The sequence below is a fragment of the Rahnella sp. PAMC25559 genome (genome assembly GCF_050632365.1).
In the GTDB taxonomy this organism is placed as follows: Bacteria; Pseudomonadota; Gammaproteobacteria; order Enterobacterales; family Enterobacteriaceae; genus Rahnella; species Rahnella rivi.
The window spans coordinates 3,303,771-3,320,299 of record NZ_CP192543.1 but is presented as its reverse complement, the minus strand read 5'-3'; the positions used below and the strand labels follow the sequence as shown (position 1 = coordinate 3,320,299).

General features: G+C 55.3%; 14 protein-coding genes. 9 read left to right on the top strand and 5 right to left on the bottom strand.

The genetic code is table 11. The features are described from left to right. Positions 1–42: 42 nt before the first annotated feature. Positions 43–1,896 (bottom strand): signal peptide peptidase SppA, encoded by a 1,854-nt coding sequence (gene sppA / locus ACQZQY_RS16485; protein WP_431296031.1) that lies wholly within the window; start codon positions 1,894–1,896, stop codon positions 43–45. Between the two features lie 190 nt (positions 1,897–2,086). On the opposite strand from sppA, the gene ACQZQY_RS16480 reads away from it, so the two are divergent. The 3 genes from ACQZQY_RS16480 (at position 2,087) to ACQZQY_RS16470 (ending at position 5,115) form a co-directional block, all read left to right on the top strand. After that, positions 2,087–2,638, top strand: coding sequence for an NAD(P)H nitroreductase (locus ACQZQY_RS16480; RefSeq protein ID WP_056770338.1), 552 nt, complete (start codon positions 2,087–2,089; stop codon positions 2,636–2,638). Between the two features lie 223 nt (positions 2,639–2,861). Then, positions 2,862–4,811, top strand: coding sequence for a DNA topoisomerase III (locus ACQZQY_RS16475; protein WP_431296030.1), 1,950 nt, complete (start codon positions 2,862–2,864; stop codon positions 4,809–4,811). A 1-nt stretch (position 4,812) separates the two neighbouring features. After that, positions 4,813–5,115 carry a DUF1496 domain-containing protein gene (locus ACQZQY_RS16470; protein WP_200930274.1) on the top strand — a complete coding sequence of 101 codons (303 nt, stop codon included), beginning with the start codon at positions 4,813–4,815 and terminating at the stop codon, positions 5,113–5,115. Positions 5,116–5,209: 94 nt separating this feature from the next. Here ACQZQY_RS16470 and ACQZQY_RS16465 read toward each other — a convergent pair whose 3' ends face one another. Both ACQZQY_RS16465 and xthA read right to left on the bottom strand, forming a co-directional pair. Continuing rightward, positions 5,210–5,605 carry a pyrimidine (deoxy)nucleoside triphosphate diphosphatase gene (locus ACQZQY_RS16465; RefSeq protein ID WP_431296029.1) on the bottom strand — a complete coding sequence of 132 codons (396 nt, stop codon included), beginning with the start codon at positions 5,603–5,605 and terminating at the stop codon, positions 5,210–5,212. After that, complete coding sequence (gene xthA, locus ACQZQY_RS16460; protein WP_056771915.1) at positions 5,605–6,414, bottom strand: exodeoxyribonuclease III; 810 nt, start codon at positions 6,412–6,414, stop codon at positions 5,605–5,607. Before xthA ends, ACQZQY_RS16465 begins: the two co-directional genes overlap by 1 nt. A gap of 257 nt (positions 6,415–6,671) precedes the next feature. On the opposite strand from xthA, the gene tyrR reads away from it, so the two are divergent. Then, positions 6,672–8,240: a transcriptional regulator TyrR gene (gene tyrR, locus ACQZQY_RS16455; RefSeq protein ID WP_122095623.1), complete on the top strand. Its 1,569-nt coding sequence runs from the start codon at positions 6,672–6,674 to the stop codon at positions 8,238–8,240. A 505-nt stretch (positions 8,241–8,745) separates the two neighbouring features. Here the strand turns inward: tyrR and tpx are convergent. Beyond that, positions 8,746–9,249, bottom strand: a complete 504-nt coding sequence (gene tpx / locus ACQZQY_RS16450; protein ID WP_122095227.1) for a thiol peroxidase — start codon at positions 9,247–9,249, stop codon at positions 8,746–8,748. 137 nt (positions 9,250–9,386) lie between these two features. On the opposite strand from tpx, the gene ycjG reads away from it, so the two are divergent. Together ycjG and ACQZQY_RS16440 are read left to right on the top strand one after the other, a co-directional pair. Continuing rightward, entirely contained in the window at positions 9,387–10,364 is a 978-nt protein-coding gene (ycjG, locus tag ACQZQY_RS16445) for an L-Ala-D/L-Glu epimerase (protein ID WP_431296028.1), read from the top strand. A 127-nt stretch (positions 10,365–10,491) separates the two neighbouring features. After that, positions 10,492–12,126, top strand: coding sequence for an ABC transporter substrate-binding protein (locus tag ACQZQY_RS16440; RefSeq protein WP_183847222.1), 1,635 nt, complete (start codon positions 10,492–10,494; stop codon positions 12,124–12,126). 70 nt (positions 12,127–12,196) lie between these two features. Here ACQZQY_RS16440 and ACQZQY_RS16435 read toward each other — a convergent pair whose 3' ends face one another. Further along, complete coding sequence (locus tag ACQZQY_RS16435) at positions 12,197–13,402, bottom strand: MFS transporter (RefSeq protein ID WP_431296027.1); 1,206 nt, start codon at positions 13,400–13,402, stop codon at positions 12,197–12,199. A gap of 101 nt (positions 13,403–13,503) precedes the next feature. Between ACQZQY_RS16435 and ACQZQY_RS16430 the strand changes: the two genes are divergently transcribed. From ACQZQY_RS16430 to ACQZQY_RS16420, 3 genes are all read left to right on the top strand, one after another. After that, positions 13,504–14,436: a LysR family transcriptional regulator gene (locus ACQZQY_RS16430; protein WP_431296026.1), complete on the top strand. Its 933-nt coding sequence runs from the start codon at positions 13,504–13,506 to the stop codon at positions 14,434–14,436. Positions 14,437–14,531: 95 nt separating this feature from the next. Then, the gene (zntB, locus tag ACQZQY_RS16425; protein ID WP_056771922.1) at positions 14,532–15,515 is read left to right on the top strand and encodes a zinc transporter ZntB; all 984 of its coding nucleotides are present in this window, start codon (positions 14,532–14,534) and stop codon (positions 15,513–15,515) included. A gap of 281 nt (positions 15,516–15,796) precedes the next feature. Beyond that, on the top strand, positions 15,797–16,474 hold the full coding sequence (locus ACQZQY_RS16420; protein ID WP_431296025.1) for a hypothetical protein: 678 nt from the start codon (positions 15,797–15,799) through the stop codon (positions 16,472–16,474). The last annotated feature ends 55 nt before the right edge of the window (positions 16,475–16,529 follow it).

The window sequence follows — 16,529 nt, the reverse complement described above, 5'->3', positions numbered from 1 at the left end:
GGGAAGAGGCTCCGGGCAGACTGTTTGCAGTATAAATGAACGTTACTTCACGTCACCGCAGGTCAGGCACAGGGCATAACGGTTTTGCGGATCGTTCATGTTATTGAACAGATCAGCCTGTGATTTCAGCTCCATCGCCATTTTGCTCACCGGTGCAGGCAGGTAAGCCTGAACCACCGCGGGCAGCATGGCGTGCACGGACGCGTTCACTTGTGAAAACACCATATCACTCAGGCTTGGCTGGCTGACATACCAGTTCAGCTGCCATTTCGGCAGTTTCGCAAGCTCTGCGGCTTTTTTCACGGCATCGTCGAAATCACCCAGTTCATCTACCAGGCCGTTGGCTTTGGCATCAGAACCGATCCACACATGCCCCTGGGCGATCTGGTCGATCTGCTCAGGCGTTTTGTGGCGCGAATCAGCCACCAGGCCGAGGAAGGTTTTGTAACCGTTCTCGATGTTCAGTTGCATCATCTGCGAGAACTCTGGCGGCAATGCTTTGGTGGACGCGATGTCTGCCAGCGGGGAGGTGGCCACGCCGTCAGTGTGCACACCGGCGTAATCGAGCGTGTTCTGGTATGTGTTGATCACGCCAAAGATACCGATGGAACCGGTGAGGGTGCTCGGGCTGGCAATGATGTAGTTCGCCGGCGTGGAGATCCAGTAACCGCCTGACGCCGCCATGCCGCCCATTGACACCACCACTGGCTTACCGGCAGCTTTCGCGGCGGCAAGTTCAGAGCGGATCACTTCGGAGGCGCTGACGCTGCCGCCAGGGCTGTTCACGCGAAATACAATCGCTTTCACTTTCGGATCCAGACGGGCATCGCGAATTTGTTGTGCGGTGGTATCCCCGCCGACAGCACCCGGTTGTTCTTCACCGTCGTTGATCGCACCGGTCGCAAAGATCACGGCAATTTGCGGATCGTTGTTGTCAGCTTTTGGTTTTGGCGAGTAATCGTAAATGCTGGTGTAGTTAAAGTCTTTGGTGGTTTTATTCCAGCCAAACGCTTTGACCATGTCATTTTCTGTTTCACTGCGTGATGCCAGAGCATCCACCAGTTTGGCTTTCAGCGCGTACTGCGCCATGTCGCCGCCGGTGGCCTGCATCCCGGCCAGAACGCCTGCCGCACCCGGGAACAGTTGCTCAGGGGTAATCTGACGATTAGCGGAGACGGTATTCAGATAATTTGTCCACAATCCGCCTACCCAGCGGCTGTCTGCTTCACGGGCAGCAGGGGACATGTCATCACGGATCAACGGCTCGACAGCGGATTTGTATGTCCCGACGCGGAAGATATTGGTGGTGACTTTCAGCTTATCCAGCAACGATTTGTAATACAGATTGTTGGTGGCAAAACCGTGTAAATCGACCGCGCCCTGTGGCGAGAGGTAAATTTTGTTGGCGTAGCTGGCCAGATAATATTGCGACTGGTCGTAGCTGTCATCGATGGCATAAATCGGTTTGCCCGCGTCGCGGAATTCACGCAGCGCCTTGCCGATATATTGCATGGAGGCCTGATCGGTGCCGGTGAAGTCAGTCAGCTGCAACACCATACCGGTGATGTTTTTGTCATCTTTCGCCGAACGGATGGTATCTACCAGGTCAAACAGGGCATTTTCCTGCAGGCGGCTGCTGGAAGTGCCCAGCAGTTCGCGGCCCCACTGGCGCACTTTATTATTGACCGAAGGCTTATCCACCACGGATCCGCTGAGGTCGACCAGCAGCGCGCCTTTGGTGGTGTCAGCGGGTTTATCCTGCACGGCATACCAGATGCCGACCCCGGCCAGAATGATCACAATAAGAAATACGTTGAGAATAAATTCTCGGACGAAATTAAGAAGACGCCAGGTCCACTTAAAAAAACCGGCGATAATTCGCCACAATGTGCGCATGGTCTCTCCAACAAGACGGGAAAAGTATCGCTATCCTAATGACCCGCCGGAGAAAAGTCAGCTTTAAATCATTTCAGAATTTACCGGTGACAGATTATCTGAAAGCCATCAGCCGGTTGGAAAAAGGCCTCGTGCCTATGTTAACGTACGGTTAATAGCAATTATTCTCAGTTCTGCTCAGGAGTTTTTAATGGATGCTTTAGATTTATTACTCAACCGCCGTTCTGCTTCCCGTCTGGCCGCGCCAGCCCCGTCCGGTGAGGCGCTGCAAAACATCATCAATGCCGGTCTGCGCGCACCGGATCATGGTGCCTTACAGCCGTGGCGATTTGTCATTGCGGAAAACGACGGGCTGGTGCGTTTTAGCGAACTGCTGCGTGCGGCAGCGATTAAAGACGGCGCGGATGAAAAGGCCATTGAAAAAGCCACTCAGGCACCGCTTCGAGCGCCGCAAATCATCACCGTGATTGCCGCCTGCAAAGAAAGCGCGAAAGTGCCACAGTGGGAGCAGTTACTCTCTGCCGGTTGCGCGGTTCAGGCGATGCAGATGGCGGCGCTGGCGCAGGGCTTCAACGGGATCTGGCGAAGCGGAGCGTGGACTGATCATCCTGACGTGCGCAAGGCATTTAAATGCGGTGAAAATGATAAAATTGTCGGGTTCCTGTATCTCGGCACGCCGCAGTTAAAAGCCAGTCTTCAAATCATTCCGGTCGACAGCACGCCATTCGTCAGCCACTTTTAAGCAGGGCGCACAACGTCATCACTCGCCGGTTTTTCTCAGTGCTTTCTGATTAAACCGGTTTTTTGCTGCCTTAATGAGCGACCGTCATCTCAGATACCTTTAACCGTCTTACTAAATGTGCCGCCAGCGGCTAACATAGCCCCCTCTGGATGATGAGGACGTTGTGAATGAAGGATGGGACAATGAAAATGTTAGCCGTTAACACTCTGACGGGCGCTGTCTGATGCGTCTGTTCATTGCGGAAAAACCCAGCCTTGCCCGCGCCATTGCGGATGTTCTGCCGAAACCTCATCGTCGCGGTGACGGTTATATTGCCTGTGGTAACGATCAGGTGGTCACCTGGTGCGTAGGTCACTTGCTCGAGCAGGCTCAGCCAGACGCCTACGACAGCCGCTTTGCGCGCTGGTCGCTGGCCGATCTGCCGATCATTCCCGAAAAATGGCAGCTCCAGCCGCGTTCCTCCGTGGCTAAACAACTCAACGTCATTAAGCGCTTATTGCTCGAGGCCTCTCAGGTCGTCCATGCCGGTGACCCGGATCGTGAAGGGCAATTGCTGGTGGATGAAGTGCTGGATTACCTTGAGCTGACGCCGGAAAAACGTCACGCCACCCAGCGCTGCCTGATTAACGATCTCAACCCGCAGGCCGTCGAACGTGCCATTGAACGGCTGCGGGATAACCGCGATTTCATCCCGCTGTGCGTTTCCGCGCTGGCCCGCGCCCGCGCAGACTGGCTGTACGGCATCAACATGACCCGTGCTTACACTATTCTGGGTCGCAACGCCGGGTACAACGGCGTGCTCTCCGTAGGACGTGTACAGACGCCTGTCCTCGGGCTGGTGGTGCGTCGCGACGAAGACATTGAAAACTTCGTGCCGAAAGATTTCTTTGAAGTGAAAGCGCATATCGTGACGCCCGCCGACGAGCGTTTTTTCGCCCTGTGGCAGCCGAGCGAATCCTGTGAACCTTACCAGGATGAAGAGGGGCGTCTGTTGCACCGGCCGCTGGCCGATCACGTGGTGGCGCGCATCGGCGGCCAGCCTGCCATCGTCACCGGCTATAATGACAAGCGTGAGAATGACATTGCGCCGCTGCCGTTTTCGCTTTCCACCTTGCAGATTGAAGGCTCCAAAGCCTTCGGGCTGAGTGCGCAGCAGATCCTGGATATCTGTCAGAAATTATACGAAACGCACAAATTGATTACGTATCCGCGTTCAGACAGCCGATACCTCCCTGAGGAGCATTTTGCCGGACGTCATGCGGTGCTCAACGCCATCGGCGTGCATCAGCCGGACCTGATGCCGCAACCGGTCATAGACACGGATATTCGTAACCGCTGCTGGGATGACAAAAAAGTCGATGCTCACCACGCGATCATCCCGACCGCTCGCAGCAGCACAGTGCACCTGACAGACAATGAACAAAAGATTTACGGCCTGGTGGCGCGTCAGTATCTGATGCAGTTCTGCCCGGATGCGGTCTACCGCAAATGCGTGATTGATCTCGATATCGCCGGTGGCAAGTTTATCGCCAAGGCGCGTTTTCTGGCCGAGGCGGGCTGGCGCACGTTGCTGGGCAGTAAAGAGCGTGACGAAGAGAATGAGGGCACACCGCTGCCGGTGGTGGCGAAAGGCGACGAATTACTCTGTGAACGGGGTGAAGTGGTTGAGCGTCAGACCCAGCCGCCACGGCCTTTCACCGATGCCACGCTGCTTTCCGCCATGACCGGTATTGCGCGATTTGTGCAGGACAAAGCGCTGAAGAAAATTTTGCGTGCGACCGACGGGCTGGGTACGGAAGCCACGCGCGCCGGGATCATCGAACTGCTGTTCCGCCGTGAATTTTTGTACAAGAAAGGGCGCTACATTCATTCCAGTGATACAGGCCGCGCGTTAATCCACTCGCTGCCGGACATCGCCGGGAGGCCGGACATGACCGCCGACTGGGAATCGACCCTGACGCGCATCAGTGAAAAGAACTGCCGTTATCAGGATTTCATGCAGCCGCTGGTTGCGACGTTGCAGGATCTCATCATGCAGGCGAAAACGAACCGGGTGTCTTCGGCATTCCGCAGTCTGCCTTCCAAACCGGCGGGCGCAGCGGCGAAAGGCAAAAGCGCCCCTAAACGACGTAAAGCGAGCACCAAAGGTAAGGAAGCAAGCAGTGATGAATAATATGAAAAACGTGCTGATGGTTTTACTGGCGGGTTCGGCGTTGCTGTCTGCCCCGGCGCTGGCGAACCGCACCGGTTATAACAATGGTGCTGACGTCGTGGTGCCGCTGCCGCCGCAAATCTGGGAGAACAGCGGCAACAGTAATAACAACAGCGCACCGACCTGTCACAACTGCTGTATTTACAATAATCAGAGCTACAGCGAGGGCGCGGTGGTGACTGCCGACAGCGTGGTATTGCAATGCGTGCGCGATCCGCTGGTGGTGGGCACCAATGAGCTGAAGTGGCAGGTGCTGAAGAAGTAGTGTTCAGCCTGACGTGAATGCTCAGACACTGATTTTTAGACAGTAAAAAGGCGCGGAACTGTATTCAGTCCGCGCCTTTTTTAATGCGTGACAGTCAGCCGCAATAGGCGCGCAGATAGGCGTCGATCAGCGGAACGTCTGCCGGTGCCAGTTCAAAAGAGTGCACGTCGGCAGGCACTACCCAGCGGATTTCTGAGTGACACCGTAACGTTATCACTCCCTTGAAATCGCTGACCCGCCAGCCGTGCAGGCGAATCAACCGCGCGGGCTGTTGCAGTTCGCTGGTGGCGACAAATTCTGCAACCGTCGTGTCGATCCCCAGCTCTTCCTGCAATTCGCGGATCAGCGCGGCCTGCTGGCTCTCACCGGCTTCGACTTTCCCGCCAGGAAACTCCCACAAACCGGCCTGATCGCCGGTGGCATCACGACGGGCGAGCAGCAATTTCCCCTCGCGCTCAATCAGAGCGGCCACCACATCGACAATCTTCATTATTTCAGGTCAAACGTCGCCCAGATTGGCGCGTGATCTGAAGGTTTTTCCATTCCACGGATATCGTAATCGATACCGGTTTCTATGCAGCGTGAGGCAAGCGGCGTACTGGCCATGATCAGATCGATACGCAGGCCACGGTTTTCATCGAAGCCGCGTGAACGGTAGTCAAACCATGAATATCTGTCGGCGGTTTCCGGGTTGGCGGCGCGGAAGGTGTCAATCAGCCCCCAGCCTTTCAGGCGTTCCATCCACTCACGCTCTTCCGGCAGGAAAGAGCATTTACCGGTGCGCAGCCAGCGTTTACGGCTGTCTTCACCGATACCAATGTCGAGATCGGTCGGGCTGATATTCACGTCACCCATCACCACCACCGGATTATTCACCGACAGACTGGTGTTCAGGTAGTCCTGCAAATCGCGGTAAAACTTCTCTTTTGCCGGGAATTTGGTCGGGTGGTCACGGCTTTCGCCCTGCGGGAAGTACCCGTTGATGACCGTCAGCACGCCCTGCGGCGTTTCGATGTCGGCCATGATAATGCGGCGCTGAGACTCTTCGTCATCACCAGGGAAACCACGGCGTACAGCCAGCGGCGCCTGTTTGGTCAGCATGGCAACACCGTAATGGCCTTTTTGCCCGTGATAGAAAACGTGATAGCCATACTGGCTGACATCTTCGAGCGGAAACATATCGTCATGGACCTTGGTTTCCTGCAAACCAATGACGTCAGGCTGATGCTGTTCGATAATTGCCGCAAGCTGATGCGGACGGGCGCGCAATCCGTTGATATTAAAGGAGACAAACTTCATAGTCGGGAACCATTTGGCGATGAAATCAGAAGGGCGATAGTAGCAGATAAAGGGGCAGATGGCGAAACCGCTGCGCTGATGAAAAAGCCAGCAAAGGCGCATTGCGGGGCAAACAGTCTGCCCAAACTTTGTGACAATCCGGATTGAGTTGTACAATTAATTTGTCAACTTTTCGTGACAGTCTCTTCTGCCACTGTACATGAAAGAGTATTATGCCACTCAGCGATTTCCGCACCGGCAGAAAAAGGTCAACACTGATGCGTCTGGAAGTTTTTTGCGAAGACCGCCTGGGTCTTACCCGTGAACTCCTTGATTTACTGGTTTTACGCAGTATTGATTTGCGCGGTATCGAGATTGCCTCGATTGGCCGCATTTACCTGAATTTTTCCCAACTGGATTTTGATACTTTTCGCGCCCTGATGGCTGAAATCCGTCGTATTGATGGCGTGACCGACGTCCGTACCGTGCCGTTCATGCCTTCCGAGCGTGAGCACCGCGCACTGCGTGCTTTACTGGTGTCCATGCCGGAACCGGTATTTTCCATTGATATGAAAGGCAAAATTGAGCAGGCCAACCCCGCTGCAATCGCGCTATTCGAACTGGATGAAGATAAAATCCGCACGTACAACGCCGTGAATTTGATTACCGGTTACAACGTCACGCGCTGGCTGGAAAGCGAAAGCACCCAGCCTCACAGTGAGCGTGTGGTGATCCGCAGTCAGGATTTCCTGATGGATCTCACCCCTATTCATATGGATGACGAAGAGCAGACCGGCGTGATGGCGGGCGCTGTGATCATGCTGAAATCCGCCGCGCGCATGGGCCGGCAGTTACAGGATCTCACCGTCAATGACGACAGTGAATTCGACCATATTGTCGCGGTCAGCGGCAAAATGCGTCAGGTGCTGGATCAGGCGCGCAAACTGGCGATGCTCGATGCGCCGCTGCTGATTGTCGGCGATACCGGCACGGGTAAAGATTTGCTGGCACACGCTTGCCATCTGCGCAGCGCCCGCGGCAAAAAACCGTTCCTTGGCCTCAATTGTGCCTCGCTGCCGGATGACGTGGTGGAAAGTGAACTGTTCGGCTATGCCGCCGGTGCCTACCCGAATGCGCTGGAAGGCAAAAAAGGCTTCTTCGAGCAGGCTAACGGCGGTTCCGTGCTGCTTGATGAAATCGGTGAAATGTCGCCGAGAATGCAGATCAAACTGCTGCGTTTCCTCAACGACGGGACTTTCCGCCGCGTGGGTGAAGAGCATGAAGTGAAGGTGGATGTGCGCGTGATGTGCGCCACGCAGAAGAATCTGGTGGAACTGGTGCAGCGCGGAGAATTCCGTGAAGATCTGTATTATCGCCTGAATGTGCTGAGCCTGACGCTCCCGCCGCTGCGCGATCGTCCGGCAGACGTGATGCCGCTCACCGAACTGTTTGTCGCGCGCTTCTCTGATGAACAGGGTATGCCGCGCCCGAAACTCTCTTCACAGCTGGCGAATTATCTGACGCACTACGGCTGGCCGGGCAACGTCCGTCAGCTGAAAAACGCCATTTACCGCGCGCTGACGCAGCTGGAAGGCGGAGAACTTCGCCCGCAGGATATCGTCCTGCCGGACTTCGATGCCGAGGTGACCATCGGCGAGGAAGCGCTGAACGGTTCACTTGACGACATCAGCAAGCGTTTCGAGCGTTCGGTGCTGACCCGTCTTTATCGTACTTATCCAAGTACGCGAAAACTGGCGAAACGTCTGGGCGTCTCACACACGGCGATTGCTAATAAACTGCGGGAATACGGTTTAAGCAGCAAAAGGTCTGACAGCAGCGAGGAGTGACCCGGTTGTCTCTTTATCGCTAATAAAATCACATTCTTATTCACCGCAAATTAAACCTAAGTAAGCTTCTTACTTAGGTTTTTTTATTCATTAACCTGCGGAATCTCCGGCGTTCTTCATCAGAATATTCACAGTATGTTGTGTGGTTGACAGGCGATATCGAAAATATCGTGATCATGACATTTCTCCTTAAAGTAATAAATGACAGTTCATTGCCTCAATCATTTATTAAATAAAAGGAATTTATAAAGGATACCTCATCAACATCAGTGATCTCGGCATTCAGGGATCTATGGCTGATTATGGCGTACCGTGGTTTGTAAAACCTAAATTGTTCAGCCCGGTCACTGCGGGGGGGAATGCCATACCTATGTTACCGCTGGCGTGAATATCTAAAAAAACCAGCCCGTTATTTCCCGATATTAAGATGAGGTAACGGCAGGGAGTCTGAATAAAAACGCACCGTACAATATAATGTCGGTGCGTTTTTTTTAAATCAGGCTTATTACTTTAATACTGCCAGCGCAGACTCATAGTCTGGCTCGGTGGTGATTTCGTTAACCAGTTCGCTGTACAGCACGTTGTCCTGACCATCCAGAACCACAACCGCACGGGCAGTCAGGCCAGACAGCGGGCCTTCAGCGATAGCCACGCCGTATTCAGATTTGAAGTCGCCGCCGCGCAGAGTGGAAAGTGTGACCACGTGGGTCAGGCCTTCCGCACCGCAGAAGCGGGATTGTGCAAACGGCAGATCGGCAGAAATGCACAGCACAACGGTGTTGTCGATTTCGCCTGCCAGTTGATTGAATTTACGCACGGACGCGGCGCATACGCCGGTATCAATGCTCGGGAAAATGTTCAGGACTTTACGCTTGCCCACGAAGCTGCTCAGGCTGACATCAGAAAGGTCTTTAGCGACCAGAGTGAAAGGCTTGGCGACGTCGCCTTTTTGCGGGATTTTACCTGCTACGGTAACCGGGTTGCTCTGAAAGTGTACTGTCTGGGTCATGATGTATTCCTATGTCCATTGGAGTCAAACGGCTTTCAGTTTAGGGTAACAATTGTAGGTTGGATATAGATTATTTGCTAAATAGTTGTATACATTGAATGTATGCCGTCGGGCATTGATCCATTTAGGGAGCCGCTATGAGAAGTGTTCGCTTTTATCCGGAAGCCTGGCCGTTACATACCGCCTTTGTTATCTCTCGTGGCAGCCGCACTGAAGCGCGGGTGGTGGCGGTTGAAATTGAAGAAAACGGCATTCGCGGCGTGGGTGAATGCACGCCGTATGCGCGTTATGACGAAAGTGAGGCATCGGTGATGGCGCAAATCGCCAGCGTCGTGACCGCCATCGAACAGGGTGCGCGTCGCGAACAGTTGCAACATTTGCTGCCCGCCGGTGCCGCGCGAAATGCGCTTGATTCGGCGTTATGGAATCTGGAAACACAAACCAGCGGCCTGAATTTGTGGCAGCTCACCGGTACGGAACCTCTCGCCTCGGTGAGTATGGCGCAAACCGTCAGCATCGGTACGCCGGAAGAGATGGCCGAAGCCGCGCTGGCATTGCAGAAAAAGGGCGCGACGCTGCTGAAAATCAAACTCGATGACCGGCTGATTGCCGAACGTCTGGTGGCTATCCGCACCGCCGTGCCCAATGCGTCGCTGATTGTTGATGCCAACGAAGCCTGGCAAAGTGACGGGCTGGCCGAGCGCTGCCAGCTGCTGGCCGATCTTGATATTCTGATGCTCGAACAGCCGCTGCCTGCGGGGGAAGATTCGGCGCTGGAAAACTTCATCCATCCGCTGCCGATTTGCGCCGATGAAAGCTGCCATACCGTCGAAGGGTTACCGGCGCTGAAAGGGCGCTACGAGATGGTGAACATCAAGCTGGATAAAACCGGCGGGCTGACCGGCGCACTGCGTCTGGCGCAGGTGGCACGCGCGCTGGGCTTTGAAATCATGCTTGGCTGCATGTTGTGCACTTCCCGCGCGGTTCGCGCCGCTTTACCACTGACGGCTGGCGCGAAGTTTATCGATCTCGACGGTCCGACCTGGCTGGCGCAGGACGTTGAGCCGCCCATGAAGTTCCATTGTGGCGGGATCGACGTCGCGGGGTCTGCCTGATTTTACGGCGGATGTCGCACTTTTGTGCGCGGGGGCAAAACTGGAGCGAATTCTTATAGGGGATGAATTGAAGAAATGATACAACTCCTTCATTGCTCATAGTTTTTATGAATGTCAGGAGAAATTCATGCCGCAGGGAAAATCGCTTCCGCGCCTCTCATATTCCGTCTGTGCAGCGTTAGTCGCACTGAGCTTCGGCCCGGCTAACGCCGCAGACGTTCCCGCCGGAACACAACTGGCCGCCAGACAAGAAATCGTCCGGCATATCAAAGACGAGCCAGCCTCACTGGATCCGACCAAAGTGATCGGCCTGCCGGAAGCGCAGGTGGTGCGTGATCTTTTCGAAGGGCTGGTCAGCCAGGACGCTCACGGAAAAAACATTCCGGGCGTCGCTGAAAGCTGGCAGAACCAAAATAATCAGGTGTTTATCTTCACCCTGCGCAAAGACGCTAAATGGTCCAATGGCGATCCGGTGACCGCACAGGATTTCGTTTACAGCTGGCAGCGTCTGGTGGATCCCAAAGGCCTCTCGAGCGGCGCGTGGTTCGCCGGGCTTGCCGGAATCCAGAATGCGGATGCGATCATCGCCGGTAAAATGCCGACGGATAAGCTCGGGGTGACCGCCATCAGCCCGACGCAGCTGCGCGTCACGCTGGATAAACCGGTGCCTTATTTTGTCAGCCTGCTGGCAAACTTCAGCCTGTTCCCGGTGCATAAAGCCACGGTGGAGAAATATGGCGAAGACTGGACCAAGCCCGGCAATCTGGTGGGGAACGGCGCTTACGTACTGAAGGCGCGCGTGGTGAATGAAAAGCTGGAACTGGAACCCAATCCACATTACTGGGATCACGCCCGCACCGTGCTGACCAAAGTGACCTTTGTTCCCATCAACAAAGAGTCCAACGCCACCAAACGTTATCTGGCCAATGATATCGACATCACCGAGTCCTTCCCGAAAGATCAGTATAAAAAACTGATGCATGATATTCCGGGGCAGGTGTACACGCCGTATCAGCTCGGCACTTACTACTACGCTTTTAATACCCGCCGCGCCCCGACCGATGACGCCCGTGTGCGCCTGGCGCTGTCGATGAGCATTGATCGCAGCGTGATTGCCGATAAGGTGCTGGGCACCGGTGAAAAACCGGCGTGGCATTTTACACCTGATGTGACGAACGGGTTTACACCGGTGAAAAGCGAAATGCAGCAATATTCGCAGGAAGAACTGAATGCGCAGGCCAAAGCGCTGCTGGCGGCGGCGGGTTACGGCCCGGCCAAACCGTTGCATCTGACGCTGCTGTACAACACCTCAGAAAGTCATCAGAAGATTGCGATTGCCGTCGCCTCAATGTGGAAAAAGACGCTGGGTGTGGATGTTAAACTGGTGAATCAGGAATGGAAAACCTACATCGACAGCCGTAACACCGGCAATTTCGACGTGATCCGCGCCTCGTGGGTGGGGGATTACAATGAAGCCTCGACGTTCCTGTCGCTGTTAACCTCAACGCACAACAGCAACATCAGCAAATTCAGCAACGCCGACTACGACAAAGCCATCGCCGACGCCAGCCGTGAAACTAACGACGCGCGCCGTAATGACGATTACAACAAAGCCGAACAGATCATCGCCGAACAGGCACCGATCGCGCCGATTTATCAGTACACCAACGGTCGCCTGATCAAACCCTGGGTGAAAGGTTATCCGATTGAAAACCCTGAAGACGTGGCTTACAGCCAGGAAATGTACATCATCAAACACTGATGACTGAGCCTTCAGAAATGCCAAAAGCGCCCCGACATCAGGGCGCTTTTTTTATGTGCCAGCAAACACTTTACCCGTTGCGGCTGATCAAACGCACGATAAGCGCCGCGGCGGCGGCCACCGTTGCCAGCAGCACGACGCCCGCCCAGCCGCCCGCCTCGAGGGCTTTACTGCCGAGCGCCGCACCCGCCGACATGCCGATAAACACCACGGTGAACAGCAGGGCATTAAGACGGCCACGCGCGGCAGGTTCAAGGCCGTAAACCAGGGTTTGATGGGCCACCAGAGTGGCCTGGATCCCTAAATCGAAGCCGACCGCGCTGAGCACAATTAACGCCAGTTGCCCATGGGGCGACAACAAGGGCAGCAGAAACATCGCGGCAAAGGAAACCATCACCAGTGCCGCGCCGATTTGCGTCACCCTGGCCGGGCCTTTTTTGTCCGCTAACGCCCCGGCCAGCGGCGCTGCCAGCGCACCGGCGGCACCGGCAAGACCAAAAGCTCCGGCCACGGCACTGCCCAGGTGATACGTGTCATTAAGCATGATGGCGAGTGTGGACCAGAACGCACTGAACGCCACGGAGAGCAAACCCTGAGCCAGCGCGGCACGGCGCAGCGTTTTATAGTGTTTCCACAGACCAAACATCGAGTGCATCAGCGCGGCATAGCTGATGCGCGTCGCAGGGGTAAAGCGGGGCAGCACGCGCCACAGCGCAAAACCTATCAGCGCCACGCTGATTGCCGCGAGCTGATACATCACCCGCCAGCCAAAATATTCGGCCACAAACCCGCTGACCACGCGGGAGAGCAGGATCCCGACCAGCAATCCGGTCATCACCGTGCCCACCGTTTTACCCCGCTGTGCCGCCGGCGCGAGGTGCGCTGAGGCGGGCACAATGTCCTGTGCCATGGTCGCGCCAATGCCGGTGATGAGGCTTGCCGCCAGCAGCCCGTGAATACCGGGCACAAACCCGCACAGCAGCAGCGCGGCGGCCAGCAAAATGCTTTTCAGCAAAATGATCGTGCGGCGGTCGTGACGGTCACCCAGCGGGATCAGAAACAAAATGCCCAGCGCGTATCCTGCCTGCGTCAGCGTGGGGATCAGGCCCACTGATGTTGTGCTGGCATGCAGATGGCTGCCCATAATCCCCAGCATCGGCTGGCTGTAATAAATCGAGGCCACACTCAGGCCGGCTCCCGCCGCCAGAGTAAAAATGATTTTGCCTGACAGTGCAGATTCGGGTTCTGCCGGTTTTGCAGCAATAATATCGGACATTATGTATTCCTGAGTGAATGAGGTAACCAGGAATGCATTCTTCACCTGAATGGTTATGAGTGGTAGGCTGCGGTAAGGTAAAACTGTTATACGCGGGACGTATGAATACACCTCTCACCAGCGGCATTGACCGCATCGATCTGATGCAAACATTTATCCGGATTGTCGAAAGTGGCAGCCTTTCGGCGGCGGCCATTCAATTGACCACCAGCCAGCCGACCGTCAGCCGCAGGTTGCAGTCGCTGGAACGCCTGTTGGGCGCAAAACTCATCCTGCGTACCACCCATGCGATGAAACTCACCGACGACGGCGAACGTTGTTATCAGCAGGCAAAATTATTACTCGAACACTGGGCGGCGCTGGAAGATCAGCTGAGCGGAGCGGGTGATGAACCCGTGGGCACGCTGCGCGTTCGTGCGCCCCATGCCTTTGGTCAGGATCAGATGATTGAACCGCTGACGCGCTATTTACAGCGCTATCCCAACGTGACGATTGACTGGATGCTCAACGACCGCACGCCGGATTTCCTGTCAGAAGATATCGACTGCGCGATCCAGGTGGGTAACGTAGCGGATCCGTCGATGGTGGCGATCCTGCTGGCAGAGGTTCCGCGGATTGTGGTGGCCACGCCGGAATTATTGCAGCAGCATCCGGTGACGCAGGTGAGCGAGCTGGGGCGACTGCCGTGGATCGCGTTCAGCACTTTTTACCGCAATGAGGTGACGCTGCGTCACGACAGCGATGACATCACCGAAAGTTGTGTCATTTCGCCGCGAATGGCGACAGACAGCCTTTATGCCGTTCGCAAAGCCGCGCTCACCGGGCTGGGGGCGGCAATCGTCTCCGCTTGGGTGGTAAATGACGACATTGCCGAAGGGCGGTTGCAGCGGGTTCTGCCGGGCTGGAATGCCTTGCCGCTGCCGGTCTATCTGGTTTATCCCTACGCCACGTATTATCCGGCGCGGTTGCGCAAGTTCTTCGACGTCATGCGCAGTGTGATGCCCGAACTGGCAGAAATGCGGGTGGCCCTGTAACGTAAAGTGGATAAATCACCGCAGGGTTGAGTTTTTGAACTTCAGGCACTTAACGTTACACTGAACAGAATTTGAGAATGAAGGCGAGGAACATCGTGGAAGTCATCAAGGGAAAAGAACTACAGGTACCCGATGCTGTGTATTCCTTCCAGCTCGACGGTCAGGGCGGTGTGAATGATATCAGCGCGCAGTGCGTTGCCACGGAGGAAAAACCGTGCTGGCTGCATCTGGATTATACCCGCCCGCAGAGTGAAAACTGGATCAACACCACGCCTGTCTTGCCGGACGCCGTCCGCGAGGCACTGGCCGGTGACAGCGTGCGTCCGAAAGTCATTCGTATGGGCGAGGGGACGCTTATCACCCTGCGCAGTATCAATCTCAACGCGGATTCGCGGCCTGATCAGCTGGTCACCATTCGCGTGTATCTCACCGATAAAATGATCGTCTCCACGCGTCACCGCAAAGTGTTCTCCATGGAAGAGATGATCAATGACATGCAGCAGGGCAGCGGGCCGAAGAATACCGGCAGCTGGCTGGTGGAAATGTGTGATGCGCTGACCGATCACACCAGCGATTTTATCGAAGATTTGCACGATAAAATCATTGATATCGAAGATGACCTGATGGAACAACAGGTGCCGGAGCGCGGCCAGATGGCGTTGTTGCGTAAACAACTGATTGTTCTGCGCCGGTACATGGCTCCCCAGCGCGATGTGTTTTCCCGTCTTTCCAGCGAGCGTTTGCCCTGGATGAATGACGACGAACGCCGTCTGATGCAGGAAATCTCTGACCGTTTGGGGCGCGGGCTGGACGATCTCGACGGCAGTATCGCCCGCACGGCCGTGCTTTCTGACGAAATTAGTTCCCTGATGGCCGATTCCCTTAACCGCCGCACTTACACGATGTCGATGCTGGCGATGGTTTTCCTGCCGACCACCTTCCTGACCGGGCTGTTTGGCGTCAACCTTGGCGGGATCCCCGGCAATGAATCCCATTTAGGCTTTACGATTTTCTGCGTGTCGCTGGTCGTGCTGGTGGGCGGTGTGGCCTGGTGGCTGAAGAAAAGTCGCTGGCTGTAGTGCGTGTTTTGCTGAAAAAAAATCAAAAAAAAGCCGGTCATAAGACCGGCGTCGTTCGAATCAAAAAGTGCTATGCATTAATTCTAAAAATTTGGAAATAAGACAATATGGAGCACAACGCCCATCGCTTGACGTTGCATTCACCTGCGGAATGGATAGTGCACCGATTCAGCAGTTCCAATGTTGATTTGGCTCAATCTTTTTGAGGTTTATGTGCGGTTAGCTTTTTCAAAGGGCATTTTTGCCACAGGGCTCTCAACACTTGCGGTCAGGAGTTTGTCTTGCATACCGGAAAAATGATCCATCAGGCATACGAAGAGACGACCCGGCGGACGCTGGGTTTATGGCAGGCACATCCGCAGACGGGGGAGGTCAGATCCGCGCCTTTCTATCATCCCACCCGGCTGGCGATTACCAGCGGCAACCGGGCCGGCGCGTCGATGGCGGGGTTATTAGCCCGCGCAGAACACGCAGCGCAAGGCGATCCGCTGGCCGATATCGCGCCGCCCGAGGGTATGCACTTTACCTTTTTCGCCATCACACAGGCGTTGTATGACCGGCCGGAAGAGGCAGAAGGTCTGGCGGAACTGACTGACATCTTCAGGCAGCATTGTGCGGGGCATGTGATGCGTATAAGCGATCTGCGGCTGGTGGCACTGGCGGATCAGCTTTTGCTGGCGGGCATTCCCGATGAGGAAAGTTTGCGGGTCAGGCAGTCGCTGGTGGAATATTTACTGGGGACGCCGTGGGCGGGAAAAATTAAAGATCGCTATCCAGGCGCGGCCATCCCGCAAATATTCTGGCACAGCACTTTGCTGCGCTACAGCGCTCAATATTTGCCTTCCACCCTGCGGGATTTTTTCCATGAAAATCAACATCAGCGGTTCGGCGAAATCAGCCTGCCGGTGAAACTGGTGATGACTAATTACAACTGGACCGACACCGTCGATCTGTGCTGAAAATGCAAAAGCCCGCACAGGCGGCGGGCTTTCAACTCTAAACGGTTAACGCCTG